The 19,537-nt window shown below is 35.9% G+C and carries 13 protein-coding genes; 8 read left to right on the top strand and 5 right to left on the bottom strand.

Going from position 1 to position 19,537, the window contains the following annotated elements:
• The first annotated feature begins 5 nt into the window (after nucleotides 1-5).
• The 3 genes from V7M80_RS07405 to V7M80_RS07395 all read left to right on the top strand — a co-directional run bounded on the left by V7M80_RS07405 (nucleotide 6) and on the right by V7M80_RS07395 (nucleotide 2,541).
• Nucleotides 6-1,553 carry a hypothetical protein gene (locus V7M80_RS07405; RefSeq protein ID WP_333695147.1) on the top strand — a complete coding sequence of 516 codons (1,548 nt, stop codon included), beginning with the start codon at nucleotides 6-8 and terminating at the stop codon, nucleotides 1,551-1,553.
• 101 nt (nucleotides 1,554-1,654) lie between these two features.
• Nucleotides 1,655-2,110, top strand: coding sequence for a Spy/CpxP family protein refolding chaperone (locus V7M80_RS07400; protein WP_333695145.1), 456 nt, complete (start codon nucleotides 1,655-1,657; stop codon nucleotides 2,108-2,110).
• Nucleotides 2,111-2,187: 77 nt separating this feature from the next.
• Complete coding sequence (locus tag V7M80_RS07395) at nucleotides 2,188-2,541, top strand: hypothetical protein (RefSeq protein ID WP_333695143.1); 354 nt, start codon at nucleotides 2,188-2,190, stop codon at nucleotides 2,539-2,541.
• Nucleotides 2,542-2,570: 29 nt separating this feature from the next.
• Here the strand turns inward: V7M80_RS07395 and hemL are convergent, their stop codons facing one another.
• The 4 genes from hemL to V7M80_RS07375 form a co-directional block, all read right to left on the bottom strand.
• Entirely contained in the window at nucleotides 2,571-3,860 is a 1,290-nt protein-coding gene (gene hemL / locus V7M80_RS07390; RefSeq protein ID WP_333695141.1) for a glutamate-1-semialdehyde 2,1-aminomutase, read from the bottom strand.
• Nucleotides 3,861-3,876: 16 nt separating this feature from the next.
• Nucleotides 3,877-4,740 (bottom strand): glucosaminidase domain-containing protein, encoded by an 864-nt coding sequence (locus V7M80_RS07385; protein WP_333695139.1) that lies wholly within the window; start codon nucleotides 4,738-4,740, stop codon nucleotides 3,877-3,879.
• Nucleotides 4,740-5,639 (bottom strand): 1-aminocyclopropane-1-carboxylate deaminase/D-cysteine desulfhydrase, encoded by a 900-nt coding sequence (locus V7M80_RS07380; RefSeq protein WP_333695137.1) that lies wholly within the window; start codon nucleotides 5,637-5,639, stop codon nucleotides 4,740-4,742. Before V7M80_RS07380 ends, V7M80_RS07385 begins: the two co-directional genes overlap by 1 nt.
• Nucleotides 5,640-5,700: 61 nt before the next feature.
• On the bottom strand, nucleotides 5,701-7,536 hold the full coding sequence (locus V7M80_RS07375; RefSeq protein WP_333695136.1) for a T9SS type A sorting domain-containing protein: 1,836 nt from the start codon (nucleotides 7,534-7,536) through the stop codon (nucleotides 5,701-5,703).
• Nucleotides 7,537-7,800: 264 nt separating this feature from the next.
• On the opposite strand from V7M80_RS07375, the gene V7M80_RS07370 reads away from it, so the two are divergent.
• Together V7M80_RS07370 and V7M80_RS07365 are read left to right on the top strand one after the other, a co-directional pair.
• Nucleotides 7,801-12,915, top strand: a complete 5,115-nt coding sequence (locus tag V7M80_RS07370; RefSeq protein ID WP_333695134.1) for a GEVED domain-containing protein — start codon at nucleotides 7,801-7,803, stop codon at nucleotides 12,913-12,915.
• Between the two features lie 138 nt (nucleotides 12,916-13,053).
• The gene (locus tag V7M80_RS07365; protein ID WP_333695132.1) at nucleotides 13,054-16,632 is read left to right on the top strand and encodes a hypothetical protein; all 3,579 of its coding nucleotides are present in this window, start codon (nucleotides 13,054-13,056) and stop codon (nucleotides 16,630-16,632) included.
• Here V7M80_RS07365 and V7M80_RS07360 read toward each other — a convergent pair.
• Entirely contained in the window at nucleotides 16,622-16,954 is a 333-nt protein-coding gene (locus V7M80_RS07360; protein ID WP_333695131.1) for a hypothetical protein, read from the bottom strand. The two genes, V7M80_RS07365 and V7M80_RS07360, sit on opposite strands and share 11 nt — an antisense overlap.
• A 28-nt stretch (nucleotides 16,955-16,982) precedes the next feature.
• Here V7M80_RS07360 and V7M80_RS07355 point away from each other — a divergent pair, with 28 nt between their 5' ends.
• From V7M80_RS07355 to V7M80_RS07345, 3 genes are all read left to right on the top strand, one after another.
• The gene (locus V7M80_RS07355) at nucleotides 16,983-17,168 is read left to right on the top strand and encodes a DUF5522 domain-containing protein (RefSeq protein WP_333695130.1); all 186 of its coding nucleotides are present in this window, start codon (nucleotides 16,983-16,985) and stop codon (nucleotides 17,166-17,168) included.
• A 14-nt stretch (nucleotides 17,169-17,182) separates the two neighbouring features.
• Nucleotides 17,183-19,180, top strand: a complete 1,998-nt coding sequence (locus V7M80_RS07350; protein ID WP_333695129.1) for a urocanate hydratase — start codon at nucleotides 17,183-17,185, stop codon at nucleotides 19,178-19,180.
• 38 nt (nucleotides 19,181-19,218) lie between these two features.
• On the top strand, nucleotides 19,219-19,537 hold a 319-nt coding region (locus V7M80_RS07345; RefSeq protein WP_333695127.1), incomplete at its 3' end, for a DUF4136 domain-containing protein.

The following is a 19,537-nucleotide window of genomic DNA, read 5'->3' as shown; positions in this document are numbered from 1 at the left end:
AAAATATGAAATTTCAAAAACAATACAGTAGTAGAATTGCATTATTTTGTCTGTTTTTACTATCATTTACAAGTTTTAGCCAAACTAAACCCACTTTTCAATGGAAAGAAACATCTACTAAAATTGAAAATGAAACTGAACATGATGTTCAGCATTATTTTGATGGATCAAAACTGTTTAAACTCAGGTCAATTTACAATAGCAAAATTTTCAATACGGATATTTTTGTTGACATTTACGACTCAAAAGATGATTTCGAACTTGACGACACCAAAAATGTATCGGTAAGCCAACCTGTTATGGGACTCAATATGCTTACCATTGTGAATACATTTTATTTGTCGGGTAGAGAGCAAGTTCAATTTTTAAGCGAATTCAATAGAGAATCCAGAGAAAATGAATTGTTTTTCCGAAAAGTAAATTTTGATACGGGAACCCCTACAAAACCTCAACTCGTTACATCCTTTACAGCAAAAAACGGAGTTAACAGCGGAGATTTTTTTATTGCTCGTTCAGAAAACAAACAATTTTATGTGGTGCTAAAGCAACCATCTTACGATAAAAAAGTAAATCAAAAAATAGCTTTAACATTATTAGATTCAAAATTTAAAGTTATTAAAGAAGTCGAATACGAATTTCCCTTCTCGTCTAAACAATCCGGTGATCACACGTTATATGTTTCCAATTCCGGTAATGTAGTACTAGTAAAAAACATTGACTTACCCAAAATGAAGCCATATATGTCTTTGTTTTTTTGGAACTCAAATGATACTAAAGTAATAGAACACCCACTAAACTTAGAATTTGATTACCTTCAAATCAATCAGTACAAAATTACTTTTGACGACACCAATTTTTATTTGAATGGATTTTTCTCGGATAGTGCCCGTTTTTTTAGTGTAAAATATGGCGAATCTTCTCCTTCGAACGGACTTGTTGTAGGTAAGTTTAATGCTCAAACCGGTGCTAAAGATTATTTTAAAACTATAAACACCGAAAAATACAAAAGTTTCTTTTTAAAAGAAGTGCTACTTGACCAAGGAAAGGCATGGGTTATTTATGACCAAATAAAGAAAAACACCAAACGTTTACCTTCTGCAGACCCTTCTAAACCTCTAGAATACCGTTATGAATACCAATTTAGTAGTAACGGAATGACTGTAGTTATGATTAACTTGGCTGATGGTAATTTAGATTGGCTAAAAAACATCAACAATCCGGAACCGGATACCATAAATGATAATGGAGATTTTGTTAGTGGTTTGTACTTTTTAAGAAACCAAAAATTGTCTATCATTTTTAACAGAACAATAGATTTAAATACTGGGGTAATTCGTGTACCCTACAAATCCAGAATCCCAGTATTGCATACTTATGATGCAACTGGAAACCTTATTGAAAATTTTGACATCCCCAATGCAGGAGTTGGCGGAACCAAAGCACATTGCTTTGAATTGGATACTTCATTTGCCATACCGCTATCAGACGGCTCCTATTTGGTTAGGTCAAGATGTGGCACATCATCTGCACGATACGGCTATTTAAAAATATAAAATCTACCAAAAGAACCTTTTCAGGTTCTTTTTTTTATAATAGAAATTAAACCATTAGATATTCTTTGGGTCTTATAGCTATAACCTAAAAATTATCAATCATGAAAAAAATCGTATGCATTCTGGTTTTTATCACCGGATTTACAACAATCGGACAGGAACTTGAATCCAGCACTAAAAAAGGGAATTCACAAAGAGAAAAATTAACCGTTGAACAACGCGTTGAATTGCAAACCAAAAGATTAACTTTAGATCTTGATCTAACTACGAAGCAACAAACAGAATTAAAAAAAGTTTTGGTATCTCAAGCCCAAAAAAGAGAAAAAAAGCAAAATGAATTAAAGGAAAAAAGAGCTGAAAACAAATCCCTTTCGGCAGATGAAAAATTTGAGTTACAAAATGAAATGTTAGATAATCAAATCGCATTCAAAGCCGAAATGAAAAAAATTCTGACTCCTGAACAATTTACAAAATGGGAATCAAAAATGGCTCAGAATAAGGAAAAAATGAAATCCAGACCCAAAAATCAAAAAAGAGAAAATCAGTTTAGAAAATAAAATTATGAAATTATATTTTGTTGTTTTCTTAAAATAATATACATTCGCTTAATCTAAATTTTAAAGGGTATATTATTATGAAAAAAATACTATTTGCTTTTTTGCTATGCACAGCTTTTACAATTCAAAGTAATGCACAATCAAATACAGGTTCTGCAACTCAAACTAAAGAACAAAGTTTAAGAGAGTCTGCATTGAAAGACTTGAGTGATATTATGAAAGTAATAGACATTACTCCGGAATTTAAGAATGACTTGATGACATTGTTGGTTATGCGTAACGAAGCTGTAGCAAATGCACCTGAAGCTAATAGAGCCGAATTATATGCGCAATATGGCAAAAAATTAATGGGTGGATTAACCGATGCTCAGAGAGATACGCTCAAGCAAAAAACAGATTTATTTATTCGATTAACAGAATATAAACCATAAAAAAAGTCCCGTTTAAACGGGACTTTTTTTTATACAAGCGTTTTTGATACTTTGTCAATTGCTGCAATGGTTTTATCTAAATCTGAATATGATAATGCCTCTGTAATAAACCAAGTCTCATAGGCTGACGGAGCAATGTAGATTCCTTCATTTAATAAGCCATGAAAAAAATCTTTAAATATTTGATTGTCTCCTTTTTGAGCTGAAGTAAAATCAACTACTGGTTCCGAAGAAAAATGAACCGAAATCATTGAGCCTACTCTATTAATCGTGTAAGTCAATCCGTTTTTTTGTAGAACCTTGTGTATTCCGTTTTCAAGATAAGCCGTTTTTTCATTGAGACTTTGAAATATTTGTCGGTTGGTATTGAGCTCTGTTAACATAGAAAACCCGGCTGCCATAGCTAATGGATTACCCGATAATGTACCGGCTTGATAAACGGGCCCAATAGGAGCTAAATAATCCATTATTTTACTTTTACCGGCAAAGGCTCCAACTGGCAAACCACCACCAATAACTTTTCCAAAACATACTAAATCCGCTTGAATACCAAAAAGCTCTTGAACACCACCGGGAGCCAATCTAAATCCAGTCATTACCTCGTCAAAAATCAATACCGTTCCGTTTGCATCACAAAGAGAACGTAAACCTTCTAAAAATCCGGGAAGTGGTGGCACACAACCCATGTTTCCTGCTACAGGCTCTACAATTAATGCGGCAATTTGCTCTGGATTATTGGCAAAAAGAGATTTTACTTGCTCCAAATCATTAAAACGTCCCAACAATGTATCTTTTGCAGTTCCTTGGGTAACACCGGGACTATTTGGCACTCCAAATGTACTGGCACCACTACCGGCTTGAATCAAAAAGGAATCGGAATGACCGTGATAACAACCGGCAAACTTTATGATTTTATCGCGTTGGGTATAACCTCTTGCCAATCTGATAGCACTCATACAAGCTTCGGTTCCTGAATTTACAAATCGGATTTTTTCAATATTTGGCACCATAGAAATGGCCAGCTCAGCTATTTGAGTCTCCATCTCAGTAGGCATACCAAACGAAGTTCCGTTCTTGGCTGCTTCGGTGATAGCCTGAACTACAGCCTCATGAGCATGTCCTAAAATCATAGGACCCCATGAATTGATATAATCGATTAATACATTCCCATCTTCGTCATAAAGATAGGCCCCTTTGGCCTTTTTTACAAATATGGGTGTACCTCCTACTCCTTTAAAAGCACGAACCGGAGAATTGACTCCGCCGGGAATTACTTTTTCAGCATGGGCAAACAAAGAACTACTTCTCTGGTATAACATAATATTACAAACGGATTTAACGAACTCTCAATTTTTGTCCAACGGATAATGAATCTGAGCTCAAATTATTTTTCTTTTTTAAATCGGATACTGATATATTGAATTTTTTGGAAAGTGAATAAAGCGTATCTCCCTTTACCACAACATATTCTGCAGTTGAATTTTTATCGGAAGCCACAGAATTTGAAGTTCTTTTAACCGAATCGGAAGCTATATCGTATTGATACAATTTATACCGTTCAATCAAACTAATTAACTTATCGGGATATTTAACATCTGTGGCATATCCGGCTGCTTTTAGTCCTTTAGCCCATGCCACATAATCGGTGCTGGGTAACGAAAACAAGGAACTATATCTACTTCTACTGGTTAAGAAAAGGGAATGATCTCTGTAGGATTCACTCGGATGGTCATATTTTCGAAAACACTCTTGTTCTGAATCATCGTCATGTCTAACACTAGGCCCATTCCACTCCTTGTGACATTTAATTCCAAAATGATTATTAGCTCTCATACTCAAAGAACCTAAACCTGCACCCGATTCTAAAATACCTTGAGCCAAAGTGATACTCGCCGGAATACCGTGCTGTCTCATATTATCAATGGCAATATCCTTAAAATCTTCTATATATTTAAGCACTACCTCAGTGGTAACTTTCAACGAAGTGGTAGCTTCCAAAACTTGTGTTTCTCGAGTTTCACTCGTTGTAGAATTTGTAGATTTTGTTGTAGATTTAGTATTAGTTGTCCTATTGGAAGCACTTGTAGAAGTGGTACGTGTTGTAGAAGTAGGTTTTTTGGTTGTTCTAACAACTGGTTTTTGACTGGAACATGAAGTCAAGAAAACCATGGAAACAAGTAATATTATTCTGTAATTCATTAGATTAATTTGGGTAATTTTTGTTTTTCTAATTTCAAGTTCATCCCTTCAATTCCTTGTAATCCGCCGGTATGTATAGCTAATATTTTAGAACCATCAGGAAAGTGATTTTTTTCTATTTTATCAAACAAACCATACATCATTTTACCTGTATAAACCGGATCTAAGGGAATATTAAAATCGGATTTAAACGTATTTATAAAACGCACTAAATCGGAATTAATTTTTGCATATCCTCCAAAATGGTAATCTGAAATCAAATCCCATTGATTGTTTTTGGCAAATTTACGAATATCTTCTTTTATAAATGCACCTTTTAAAGCCGGAAATCCCAAAACTTTTTGATGCTCCTTCAAAGAATTAATGAGTCCGGAAATCGTTCCACCGGTACCAACTGAACAAGCTATGTAATCAAATAACGTATCTGTAGGTTCTAAAATTTCTTCACAACCTTTTACTCCAAAATGATTTGTACCTCCTTCAGGAACTAAATAAAATGAACCATATTTTGCTTTTAATTCGTCTACATATTCCGATTCATGTTTGTTTTTGTAGTGCGATCTCGACACAAAAACCAACTCCATACCAAATAACTTAGCATTTTTTAGGGTAGGATTTAACTCTACATCCTTTTCTATTTCATCACCTCTAATGATACCAATAGTCTTTAAACCCGCTTTTTTTCCTGCATAAGCCACTGCAACAATATGATTGGAATAGGCCCCACCAAAAGTAATTATAGTGGTACAATCAAGAGATTTTGCTTCTAAAATATTGTATTTTAATTTTCTAAATTTATTTCCCGAAACTACAGGATGCAACAAGTCTTCTCTTTTGATGTAAAGAGAGACCCCATTTGAATTTTGAAAAATAAATTGATTTTCAGAATAAATTGGCATAAAACAAAGGTAGTTATTCTACCAACAACTACAATTTGAATCTTCCCAAAAAGAAATGTTCTTATTTTTTAGAACGCAATACTTGTATTTTATGAACATGATTCTTTTGTTCAGAAGTAATCATATGAACAATATAAACTCCATCGCTTAAGGATTGCGTTGCTATCTGAGAATGAACCAAATTTCCTATTTCTTTTGGATTTAAGATTAATTTCCCGGATAAATCATAAACGGCTACGTTTTGAATTTCAAGTCTATTAGGATTGTAAATTTGTATTTGAGCTAATTCATTATTTTGGATAACTTGAAGGGATTTAGGTTCATTTTCATCTAGACTTAATTGGGTTGATAAAAAAGTAATTTCATAACGATCATTATGAACCCCCGGCTCTATTCCAAATTCGTAGGCCTGATTTTTAATATCATGATACAAACCTGTAACTTTATCATGCAAATACACCTCATCTGCTTGTGAGAAATTAACCATTTCTGCAACTTGAATTTTAAAAACAGCTGACGAAGTATTTTTAAAACCTAACGGGAATCGTTTTGTAATATCAAAACTTGTAGTTGAATGAACGTATTCATCATTAGCCAAATAAAAATAAGTATCAAAAGGCAAATTTCCACCTGAATCAGGAGATTTAGAATCACCTCCATCCAAACCATCAACTGCAGCATCCATGAAGCAAAGCAAAACTTGTCTTACAGCTTGGTTGTTGAGTAATGTATTGATTTTTAAATGAGGTGTTGGTAATTTACTAATTTGGGTATAATCTATATTAGCAACATTAGGTATTGCATCGTAAAATTCATCGGTAGAAGAAACTTGCTGTATATTTGAATTTCTTTCAAACTGTGACTGATTCAATACATTTTCTTTTACATAAACACGATAGGTATTTCGCATTTGTAAAGTTCCGGTTGCTATACCTCTCAACATAAATCCTTGTCCTATTGGCGAAAATCTTCTCTCATAATAATTCATGGGAGAACTTGCAACTGTAGTTTGGTTTCCGGCACCGTCATAATTATAGAAAGTGGCGGGAGTGTACAAATTGGTTGTTCCATTATAAACACCATACCCCCCTCTGTAAGCAGCAAGAATATGAGAATTAACTGATTTATCATGCTCCCAAAACAAAGCTGTTCCGTCTATAAGTCCTGCACCACCGTTATATCCGTCTACTAAAAATTGACGTAAATCAATAGCCGAAGGATACGGATTACCGGTTAAAGTAGATTTTCCGTTAACTATTGAAATGGAGATATTACCATCGTTGGGTCTGCCTCTAAAATCATATCTTTGACGACTTCCGGGATTATTAACAACACCCAATACCGATGTATTATCTGTACCGGAAGTACCCTTCATAGTAAATCCTTCTCCGGCACCAATACCTCCAACACCAACATACAACCAATCCGAATAGGTTTCAGAACTTAAAAATTTATATACCCATCTCCGAGCTATAGATAAAGGATTGGCTAATCCATCCAAAGCAGAATTTGACATCATTACTGCGGGACTACTAGTTAATAGTGTTGCGGGCTGATGGAGTTGTGTTATTCGGAAAGGAAGATTTCCCGACCCCACACCAACACTCCCAACGGGGGAAGACCAATAATTGTATTGAAAATTATTTACAGTTCCTTCTTGAAAAACAGACAGAACCCCTAAACCGGAATTAGCAGAGGTTGATGTTGTCTTTTGTAAAACCTGGCTGTCGTTTCGCAAGTAAATATGACCTGTGGAATTTAAATTTATATTCTGAACCACTGTAAAATACTGATCCGCAACATATAAATAACTATTTGCACCAACAAAAAGTTGCCCAAAGGATTGATACGTAATAAAAACGAAGACCAAACCCAAAAAGAAGTCTAATTTTCTCATAATCTTCATAGTATGATGATTCAAATATAACCAAAATATCTTTCACAGACAAAAATCACAAAAATCCAAAATTTAAATTTTTTCAATTTTTAAGATTTATTACTCGTAAAACAACCCAAAAAAGTTAATTTGATGCATTTAATCGATTTTTTTTACATTTTACCGTTAAAAAATAGTTAAAATAAATTAGTCCAATAATTTTACTTTATGTTTTTGAAATCTACAGTCAAAAACAACCCAAATTACAAGCCAAACAATACCAATATGAGAAAAAACTACTTGTTAACCGTCGTTTCTAATATCTTTAAAAGTCTAATCCTTTTATTGCTTTTTTCCGTTTTGCCTGATAAACTAATAGGCCAAACTACAGTAACTTATTCTGCAACCGGTAACTGGATAGCACCGGAAGGTGTTACTTCCGTTACAGTAGAAGTATGGGGTGGCGGTGGAAAAGGTGGAACCCGAACTTCAAACGGAACTTCTGGTGGCGGTGGCGGTGGTGCCTATTCCAGAAAAGTCATTTCCGTTATCCCCAATACGAGTTATACTGTTACGGTTGGCTTGGGCTCAAATAGCACAAGTCCCGGTGGTGACTCTTGGTTTGGAAATGCTACAACCATTTTAGCTAAAGGAGGTGGTAGCGTTTTAAACAACACACAAACTGGCGGAATTGGTGGTGATAAGAATATGGGTATTGGAGATGTCGTTTATTCTGGTGGAACGGGTGCAGACGGAACAGCTACGTACAGTGGTGGTGGAGGTTCTTCTGCAGGAACGGGTGCTGACGGTTCCAATTCAACATCAAACATAGCTCCTACTCCACCAACCGGTGGGGGCATTGGAGGTAATGGCCGTACAAACCAAGGAGCGGGAAATATAGGACAAGTACCCGGCGGTGGTGGCGGTGGTGGCTTGAGAACTAATAATGGAGATCGCTTTGGGGGAATTGGTGGAAATGGACAAGTTAGAATAACATTCAATTGTCCCAGTCAAACTGCAAATGCTGGAAGCAATCAATCTTTACCAATTTGTACAACTTCAACCACATTAAATGCAAATACACCTTCTTTTGGTGTTGGAACATGGACGCGTATTTCCGGAATAGGAACCATTGTAAGCCCAAATAGTCCAACCACATCCATTACTGATTTAGCAACAAATGGAGTTGCCGTCTTTAGGTGGACAATAACCAATGGGGATTGTGGCAGTGTTTCTTCAGATGTAACTGTTACTACGACAGTTGGTCCAAACTGTGTAACACATTGTGCTCCGGTAGGAAATTTAAACTGTACGGCAAACGACTATATCAATCGAGTAGTTATTAATACTTTAGACAATACTTCATTATGTTCAACTGGAGGATTTACAATATATCCGGCAACCGGAACTCAAACTACAACTTTAATTAAAGGAGTAGCCTATAATTTACAACTTCGTGTTGGACCCGGAACCGGAAATCATGGTGCCGGAGTTTGGTTTGATTTTAATCAAAATGGCGTATTTACAGACCCTGGAGAATTCTTCTTGATTAGTAATGCAATGGCACCAAATTCAACTACTAATATATCAATACCAATCCCTTTAACTGCCGCTAATGGCTTGGTTAAAATGAGAGTAAGATATGCTTACAATCTTACTGTTACTTCATCGATGAGTTGTACGATGTCAGGAACATTTGGTGAAACTGAAGATTATACAGTGAATTTAATAACTCCACCTCCTTGTTCAACACCAGCTACCCAACCTACACTTCTACAAATTGTAGCTTCGGGTACGTCTGTAACCGGTACATTTCAAGCCGCCGCAGCCAATTCCTATTTAGTTGTTTATAACACAACGGGCACTATCCCTAATCCGGTTAATGGCACAACCTATACCATAGGTCAAACTATCGGAACCGGGAATATCGTTGCGGATATTGACAGCAATACATCATTTACCATAAACGGGTTGAACACCAACACATTGTACCATGTGTTTGTTTTTTCATACAACAATCTATGTACAGGTGGACCCTTATACTTAACTAATTCACCTTTAACATCAACGGTTACCACATTGAATGCCAATTATTGTAGTGCAACAATTGGAAGTGGTTATGATGCGAGTTTACTTTACATTAACCGAGTGAGTTTTGAAGGAAGTTTAAATGATGTAACCAATACTTCAACTTTTTCAACAAATCCAAACGGATATCAAGATTTCACCGGACTTCCGAATATTACCCAACAAGCTCAAGGCGAAGGTTTAAATATGTATATTCAAACGAATGCTAGAGTGGGGATTAAAGCATGGGTAGATTGGAACAAAAACGGAGTATTTTCAGATGCAGGAGAAGAAGTATTCAATACTGGGTCTAGCTTAACCGCATCTTCTACTTTTGGATTTATAATCCCAACAAATGTTGCTCCAGGAAACTATAGAATTAGGGTACGTGCTGTTTACAATACAAATACGTTTTCTGCATGTGGTCTTATATCCAATTATGGAGAAACCGAAGACTATATCATAAATGTAATTGCTCGTTGTAACTCATTTATTACCTCTATAACAAATGGATTTACTTGTGGTGATGGAACAGCAACACTTAACGTGACGGGTTCAAGTGGTACCACAGAGTACAGATGGTACAATGCCGAAACAGGTGGTACCCTTTTGGCAACTACAACATCCGGTTCTTGGACTACTCCTGTTTTATCTTCATCAACAGCTTTCTACGTAAGCACTTTTAACGGAACATGTGAATCTACCAGTCGAAAAGAAGTTTTCGCTTTGGTTAAATCGCTCCCAACACTTACCATATCACCCCAAAATCCAGTGGTATGTGGTGAGGAAACCATTATCTCTTTAGCAGCAACAGGAGATGGAGAAGAAGTGTTTTTAATTAATGAAGATTTTGAAAACGGACTTAATACTTTTAGTAATGTAAATTTATTAAGCTATACAGCTACTATTAATAACAAAACTGCTTGGCAACCCAGAACCAGTACATTTATCCCCGCAGAACAAGTTTGGTTCCCTGCCATTTCATCTGGGTTTGGACCCAATAGATTTGTTATGGCCACCTCTGATGTGGGTATGCAAAATGCAACTACCCAATACCGCATTCATAACGCATTGGTATCTCCTGTAATTAATACCAGTGATTTTACAAGTCTATTTCTTTCATTTAGATGCTATTATTCTAGATATTTTACAAATAATACAAATAACACAGCCGACTTCTTAACCGTTGAAATTTCAACTAATGGAGGAACAAATTATACCATACTAAACACATACTACGAAGATATCGGTTTTGGAACTCGATTTGAAACCTTGAACTTTAACTTAAACGGTTATTTGAATCAGGCAAACCTTAGAATTAGAATCAGATACTACGGGGAATGGTGTGATGGTGTAGCAGTGGACGATTTTAAAGTGTATGGCTACAAACCCTTATTACCTATTTTTACTTGGACAAGCGATACTCCGGTAAATGCATTTACTGATGCAGCTTGCAGTATTCCTTATGTATCTGGAACACAAGCCAATCAAGTTTATGTAAAGCCTACATTGGCTCAAATGGAAAATCCAACATATACTTTCACAGCCAATGTCCCATTAGCTAATGGGTGTACTGTTTCTCAAAATGTTAATGTTACAAACAATAGTAAAGTATTCCAAAATATCAATCCAAATTGGGACGATGACAATAACTGGAAACCTCTGGGTAAACCTACTGCCGACAATTGTGTAGTTATCCCAACACAATCAATTATTAGCGGAACAAACTATCAAGCTTTGGCAAAAAACTTAAGAGTAAAAGAAACCGGAAACTTAAACATTCAATCCGGTAATTCTTTGACCGTTACAGATATTGTTCACGTTGAAAACAATGGGATTTTCCAACTTGAAAACAACTCTAGCTTAGTCCAAATTAACGATATTCAAAATATTGGAAACATTATTTACAAGAGAAATGCATCAGTTAGACGATTAGATTATGTATATTGGTCTTCCCCGGTTAAGAACTTTGTTGTCAATTCGATGTCTTTAAACCCAGCTCCGGGGCCTATTTACAAATGGAATCCAACTTTGGCAAATTCAAATAATGGGTATGGTAATTGGGTCTCTGCATCTGGTCAGATTATGAATGTTGCTGAAGGTTATATTGTGAGAGCTCCAAGCAGTTATAGTCTAACTAATCCAACACTTTTTACGGCCACATTTACCGGCACTCCTCACAACGGTTCTATTTCTAAAACCATTTATAGAGGTCCTTATACAGGTTCCCCCTATTTAGGCACAAATGGGGTTGAAATAAACAACTTAAGTGACAACTGGAATTTAATTGGAAATCCATACCCCTCTTCTATAAGAGCGAGTCAATTTATAGTTGATAACAATTCCGTTATTGAAACGAATTTACAATTTTGGACTCATGGGTTATCGCCTTCAAACTTAGTAAGCAGTCCTTTCTACGGTAGTTTTGGTTACAATTATTCTCCAAACGACTACACGGTTTTCAATTATACCGGTATGACTTGCTGCCCCGCAATTGGTTCTGATTTTTTCATTGGATCCGGACAATCCTTTTTTGTTCAAATGAAAGATGGTCCTGCAGGTTCCGGAGAAGTTCAGTTTTCGAATAGTTTAAGAAACAAATCGTACACCAACAGTACATTCTTCCGAAATACCACTAATTCTGAAAGTGAATTTAATATCGAATCCATAGAAAAGCATCGAATTTGGCTTGATATTTACAATCTATCCGGTCAAAGTGACCGCATATTGATAGGTTATGTAGATGGAGCAAGTAACGAAAAAGACCCGTTTTTTGATGCTGTAAAAACGCAAAGTAATACATTACAAATTTTCTCAACGGATTCAAACTACAAATATTCCATTCAAGCCAAAGGTCTTCCTTTTAGTTCTACCGACAGGATTCCATTGGCAATAAATGTAATACAAGCGGGAACTCACACTATTGGAATCTTAGATGTAGATGGTTTATTTGTAAACCAATCGGTATGGCTCAAAGATGAATTTTTAAATGTTACCCATGATTTAAAAACAGCTCCCTATCAGTTTCAGTCTGAGTCCGGTTTTCATCCCAACCGATTTAAATTGATTTTCCAAAATGAAACTTTAAGTTTGTCGGAAAATACTACCACTCAAATTACGGCATACAAAGACGACTTAAGAACTATTCAAGTCAAAGCAAATACTACTTTAGAGGAAATAAAAATATACGATATTCAAGGACGTTTATTAAAAGAATTGAAGAACATAAATAATGACGCCATATCCATTCAACTGAATGAAATTTCCGATCAAGTTTTAATGCTACAAATTCTTACATCAGAGAAAATTATTGTAACAAAGAAAATTTATTAACCTAAACTTGTTTGGTTAATTATTAAAATTTACACCCTTTGCTCGTTTTTTTTAAATCATCACTATTTTTTTAACATTTTATAAAAATAAATAGTGGTGATTTACTTTTTTTAATACATTAGTAAAAATTTAATTCACATGAAAAAAGAAATTTGGGGTATCTTTTTTTCATATCCGCTTGTTATTGTTTTTTGGGTATTCTTTCTAACCACTTTAAAATCCAACGCTCAATGTGCTGCTTTTACAACAACCACACATTGTACTACGGCGGCTCCAATTGTTATAGGGAACAGTATTAGCTGCACGCCACCGTCAAACGATGGGGGGAGAAGAAATTTTATGGTTACCAACATGAGTTCATCAATGGTATACAGAATATCCAATTGCGGCTCAACTTTTGACACGCAAATTACTGTTTTTAATGAAAACGGCACTGTAGTCTTAGGATATAATGATGACAATGGTCCGGCATGTACTGGTACAGCTGCTTCTTTAGATTTCATCCCTCCAACAAATGGAAACTATAGAATCCAATTAAACCGATACAATTGCAGCACAACAAATCAAACCAGTGGGAGTCTCACAGTAACACTACAAGGCATAGCTCCTTCTGCTCCTGAAAATAATTTTTGCATAAATGCAATCGAATTATCCTGTGACACCATAAATTTAAACGGAACCACTTCGTATGCAAATCAAGTTATTCACAATACAGGATGCAGTATGAGTAATTATGGAGTATGGTATACTTTTACAGGAGACGGTTCTATTACAACCCTTACTTTATTACCCAGTTCGGGGTACGATCCTGAAATGGCATTATCCTATGGCAATTGTGGTACTTTACAAAATCTATTTTGTGTAGATCAAAGCGGATCGGGTTCGAGTGAAACTTTAACCTTTACGAGTCAAATCGGAATTCAATATTATCTCTACATCTCTCACTACAGTTCCTCCTCTTCAACAACGGGCTCTTTTACACTATCGAGAACTTGTACAACACCTTGCACACCCGGAAGTGGAGAAGGTACTACAACTAATGCTTGCCCTAGTGTAATTTCAGGAGGGCTAGGTTTAAACGGTCAAAACCCTCCACCAAAAAATTGCAACGACAATTCAAGCTGTGTAGAACTTGAAGCTACCTACCTTCAACTAGGACAAACTTCAAATTACACAGTCGAATCCATAGATTACAATCCTCCTTACCAATTTTCATGTTTACAAAATCCTGTTAGCGTAAATGCTGATGATGTTTGGTCTCCGATAATCAATCTACCATTCCAGTTTTGCTTTTATGGAAATTCATATCAATCGTGCACAATTGGTTCTAACGGCATAATTTCTTTTAACACTTCACTGGCCGGTAATGCTTCCGGATTCGAATTTAATGCAAATCTACCCAGTCTTGCTTCGGGTCTATTCGGTAATTCTATTTACGGAGTTTATCACGATATTGATCCAAGCGAGGGAGGTGAAGTGGGCTGGGAATTAATCACTTTAAATACCGGATGTCGGGCTCTTGTAGCCAGTTGGAATGACGTGCCAATGTTTAACAACAACTCCATTTTATATACCGGTATGATTGTTCTTTACGAAAATACCAATGTAATTGAAGTTTATGTTAGAGAAAAAAACCTAGATTCATATTCCAGTTTGTATAGTGATGTTTGGAATTGGGGAAATGCAATTATTGGTATTCAAAATTCCAATGGAACATTAGCAACTGTAGCTCCTAACAGAAACGGATTAAGCACAAATTGGACAGCAACGCAAGAAGCCTGGAGATTTATTCCATCAGGAAACTCAATAACAACAATAACATGGTATGAAGGAAGTGGTACAAACGGTAATGTGGTAGGCAATACAGACATCATAGAAGTTTGCCCTTATGAAACCACTATTTATACTGCAGAAGTTACCTACACTCTTTGCAATGGTACAACATTAATAGAAACTGCAGAAACTACTGTAACCGTTACAGGTGAAAAAATTTGGAATGGATCAGTAGATAATGATTGGGACAAAGACTTAAATTGGACTCCAACAGGAAAACCTACACTTACCGATTGTGTAGTAATTCCTGCAACTGCAAACAACCCCTCCATAACAGGATCTGAATACCAAGCCTATGGCGGAACCCTAAGAGTTTTAAATAATGCGAGTTTAACTGTAGAATCAAACAATGTTATAACATTGGACAGATGGTGTAATGTTGCCAACTCAGGCCTTTTTTACTTTCAAAACAATGCTAGCTTAATTCAACTTACAGATGCTCAAAACACAGGAAATATAAACTACAATAGAAATGCATTGGTGCGGAGACTTGATTATGTATATTGGTCATCCCCGGTAGCCAACTGTATTATAAATTCATTACCTGCCCCTTTGACTCCAGGCCCTATGTATTATTGGGACACTACTTACAACAACCCAAATGGAGGGCAAGGCTATTGGATTGGGGCTTCTGGTCACAATATGATAGCAGGAAAAGGATATATCATGAGATCTCCAAATAGCTTTTCATCCGCTTTACAAACTTTATCCAGTCATTTTATTGGAACGCCTAATAATGGCCCAATTTCAATATCAATTTCAAGAGGAAATGATACCAATACAGCTTTTCATACCGGTTTGAACGGTGTAGAAATTACTCACTTGAGTGACAATTACAATCTCTTAGGAAATCCATACCCTTCATCAATTAGGGGTAGTCAATTTCTTTTAGACAACCCATTATTGGATGGGAATATTAAAATTTGGACTCACGGAACTTTACCCTCTATCATAAATAGCCCCTTTTATGATTCTTATTTATACAATTACTCCCCTGGAGATTATTTAACCTACACATTCACCGGAACCAATTGCTGTCCAACAGCTGATGCCGAACTATTTATAGGTGCTGGCCAAGGTTTCTTTGCCGTAATGGAAGATGGTCCCACTGCCAATGGAACCGTTACTTTTTACAATCACTTAAGAAATGCAAGTTATACCAACGACATTTTTTACAGACCCAACAATAACTCGCAATCCAATTCCATTTCAGAATTGGAACGTCATCGTTTTTGGATTGATATTATTAATGAAAATCAAGCTTCAGAGCGAATATTAATCGGTTATATTGAAAATGCAACAATTGGACACGACAAATATTTTGACAGTAAAACCAGCTTGTCTAACAATCTGATGCTTTATTCCCTTTTAGAGGGTTCAAAATACAATATTCAGGGTCGTCCTCTCCCATTTGACAGCACAGATCGTGTTCCTTTAGGTTACTTCTCACCTGAAGAAGGAAACAATACCATTGCAATTGCGGCCACCGATGGTTTATTTGAAGAACAAGACATCTTCTTAATTGACAATTATTTGAACATTATTCATGACTTAAAATCCAGTCCATATTCCTTTTACAGTACTTCCGGAACTCACAATGAAAGATTTATTGTGGTCTATCAAAACGAATTATTAAGTCAAAACGATATGGTATTTGAAAACAATGTAAAGGTTCTCACAAACCAACATATTTCAATTTATTCCAGTTTAGAAAACCTTGAAAATGTTTCGGTTTATAACATATTGGGACAAAATCTGGCAAATTTTGAAAAAATCCAATCAAAAGATTTAACTATTACTTCGCTCTCAAAAAACAACAACACGCTGTTACTGGTTATTCAATTGGAAAATCAAGAAATAGTTATCAAAAAAATTAGGTATTAAAGTAGTTAAGAAATTCACCAAATTTTCGCCCTTTCAAATACATTAAATCTTTTTCATTTTGGTAAGCTTCTTTTTCGAATGATAAAGCATGGTATGCTTTATTTATATTTTGGTGTTGTATAAATCGGAAAACAAATTCCAAAAAATACCACAACAAAAAAAACACCAACAACAACTCTTTTTGTTGTCTTAGATGTATTTTTTCGTGATTTAACAATACGGCATCATTAATATCCGAAGGGTATTTTAAAAACACAAAAGGATAAAAAGTAAAACCCCTATACCCTTTTGGAATTAAATATTTAAAAACTATCACTATCATTTGTTGCAAAGTTGCTAATTTTGTAATTATGAACACATCAAATTCTGAAAATAAATTAATTGAAGGGGAAGATTTTTATTTCACCCCCGAGGGATACAAATGTTTTACCGAAAAATTTCACCTCAAGCGTGGATACTGCTGTAAAAGTGGGTGTAAACATTGCCCTTATGGATTTGATAAAAAAACCGGACTCACCAAAGCAGAAAAAAAATAAAATTTTACTCAAAAATGGAAACAATATCAAAATATTCATTCAAAGAACTAATTCAAATGGGTATCCCGGACGAGCTCCCCTCACCAAAACCCTACGAAACCCATATAAATCATGCTCCTAAAAGAAAAGATATACTTTCTGAAGATGAAAAAAAACTAGCACTCAAAAATGCACTTCGCTATTTTGAGGCAAAACATCACGCGGTTTTATTACCCGAATTTAGAGAGGAATTAGAAAAATACGGTAGAATTTACATGTACCGATTTCGTCCTGACTATAAAATGTATGCAAGGCCTATTTCAGAATATCCCGGTAAAAGCGATCAGGCCAAAGCCATTATGTTAATGATTCAAAACAATTTGGACTATGCCGTTGCACAACATCCTCACGAATTAATAACCTATGGCGGTAACGGTGCTGTTTTTCAAAATTGGGCCCAGTACCTACTTACCATGAAATACTTGTCTGAAATGACAAACGAACAAACTTTGGTAATGTATTCGGGACATCCTATGGGATTATTCCCCTCAAATCCGGATGCTCCTAGAGTTGTTGTTACAAATGGTATGGTTATCCCAAATTATTCCAAACCGGATGATTGGGAAAAAATGAATGCTTTGGGAGTTTCTCAATACGGGCAAATGACTGCCGGAAGTTATATGTATATTGGCCCACAAGGAATCGTGCACGGAACCACAATCACCGTTTTAAATGGTTTTAGGAAAATTAAAAAAGACCCAAAAGGTTCTTTATTTGTAACTTCCGGACTTGGGGGAATGAGTGGAGCACAGCCAAAAGCCGGAACAATTGCCGGTTGTGTAACTGTGTGTGCGGAAGTCAATCCCAAAATAACCAAAATCAGACACGAGCAAGGGTGGATTAATGAAGTGGTTGAAAACATTGACATCTTAGTTTCCAGAGTTCAAAGAGCTCAAGCAAACAAAGAAACGGTATCAATAGCCTATTTGGGTAATATTGTAGACGTTTGGGAACGTTTTGAACAAGAAAATATTCACATCGATTTAGGATCCGATCAAACCTCGCTGCACAATCCATGGGCTGGGGGCTATTATCCGGTAGGGCTCACTTTTGAAGAATCAAATGAACTGATGGCCAAAAATCCGGAACTCTTTAAAACGAAAGTAAAAGAAACCTTAATAAGACACGCTGCTGCCGTGAACAAACATACCCAAAAAGGAACTTACTTTTTTGATTATGGTAATGCATTCCTTTTGGAAGCCTCAAGAGCAGGAGCCGATGTAATGGCTACTGATGGCATACATTTTAAGTATCCTAGTTATGTGCAAGATATCATGGGGCCAATGTGTTTTGATTACGGATTTGGTCCTTTCCGATGGGTTTGTGCATCAGGATCACATGACGATTTAGCTAAAACAGACAAAATAGCTTGCCAAGTATTGGAGAAAATGGCTCTTACAGCACCCGAAGAAATCCAACAACAAATGCAAGACAACATCAAATGGATTAAAGAAGCTCAAAAAAACAAACTTGTTGTAGGTTCACAAGCCCGAATTTTGTATGCCGATGCCGAAGGCCGAATGCAAATTGCTAAAGCGTTCAACGATGCTATTGCCAATAATGAAATTGGCCCCATAATTTTAGGCAGAGACCATCACGATGTTTCAGGTACCGATTCACCGTATCGCGAAACGTCAAACATCTATGACGGTTCCAGCTTTACAGCAGATATGGCCATACAAAATGTTATCGGAGACAGCTTTAGAGGAGCCACATGGGTATCTATTCACAATGGTGGCGGTGTAGGTTGGGGAGAAGTTATAAACGGGGGATTTGGTATGGTTCTTGATGGCACTAAAGACAGTGAACGTCGATTAACATCTATGTTATTTTGGGATGTCAATAACGGAATCGCCCGAAGAAATTGGGCTCGAAATGAAGGAGCCATATTTGCTATTAAAAGAGCCATGGAAACGCAACCTTTATTAAAAGTTACCATCCCTAATAGTGTAGATGATTCATTATTTAGCTAAATAAAACGTTTACAGATTAACCAACTAAAAATTAAGTTATGAAAACGTTACAATTAATTCCGCTATTCGCTTTTTTGATTTTGGCCTCCTGTAGCTCTGTAAGGGTTTATTCGGATTATGACAAAGGCGTAGAATTCAGTCAATTTAAAACTTATGCTTTTCACAAAAACAGCATTGATAAAGTTGAAATTTCAGACCTGGACAAAAAAAGAATTCTCAGAGCAATTGATCAAAACTTACAATCAAGAGGATTTACAAAAAGTGACAATCCCGATTTTTGGGTAAGCATTCAAACCAAAGAAAGAGAACAAGTAGATGTAAACCAAGCCAATCTCGGATGGGGTTGGGGTTGGGGAT

Source organism: Flavobacterium sp., from assembly GCF_036759525.1.
Lineage (GTDB): Bacteria > Bacteroidota > Bacteroidia > Flavobacteriales > Flavobacteriaceae > Flavobacterium.
The sequence above is the reverse complement of the archived record's forward strand: the minus strand, read 5'-3'. Positions and strand labels throughout refer to the sequence as shown.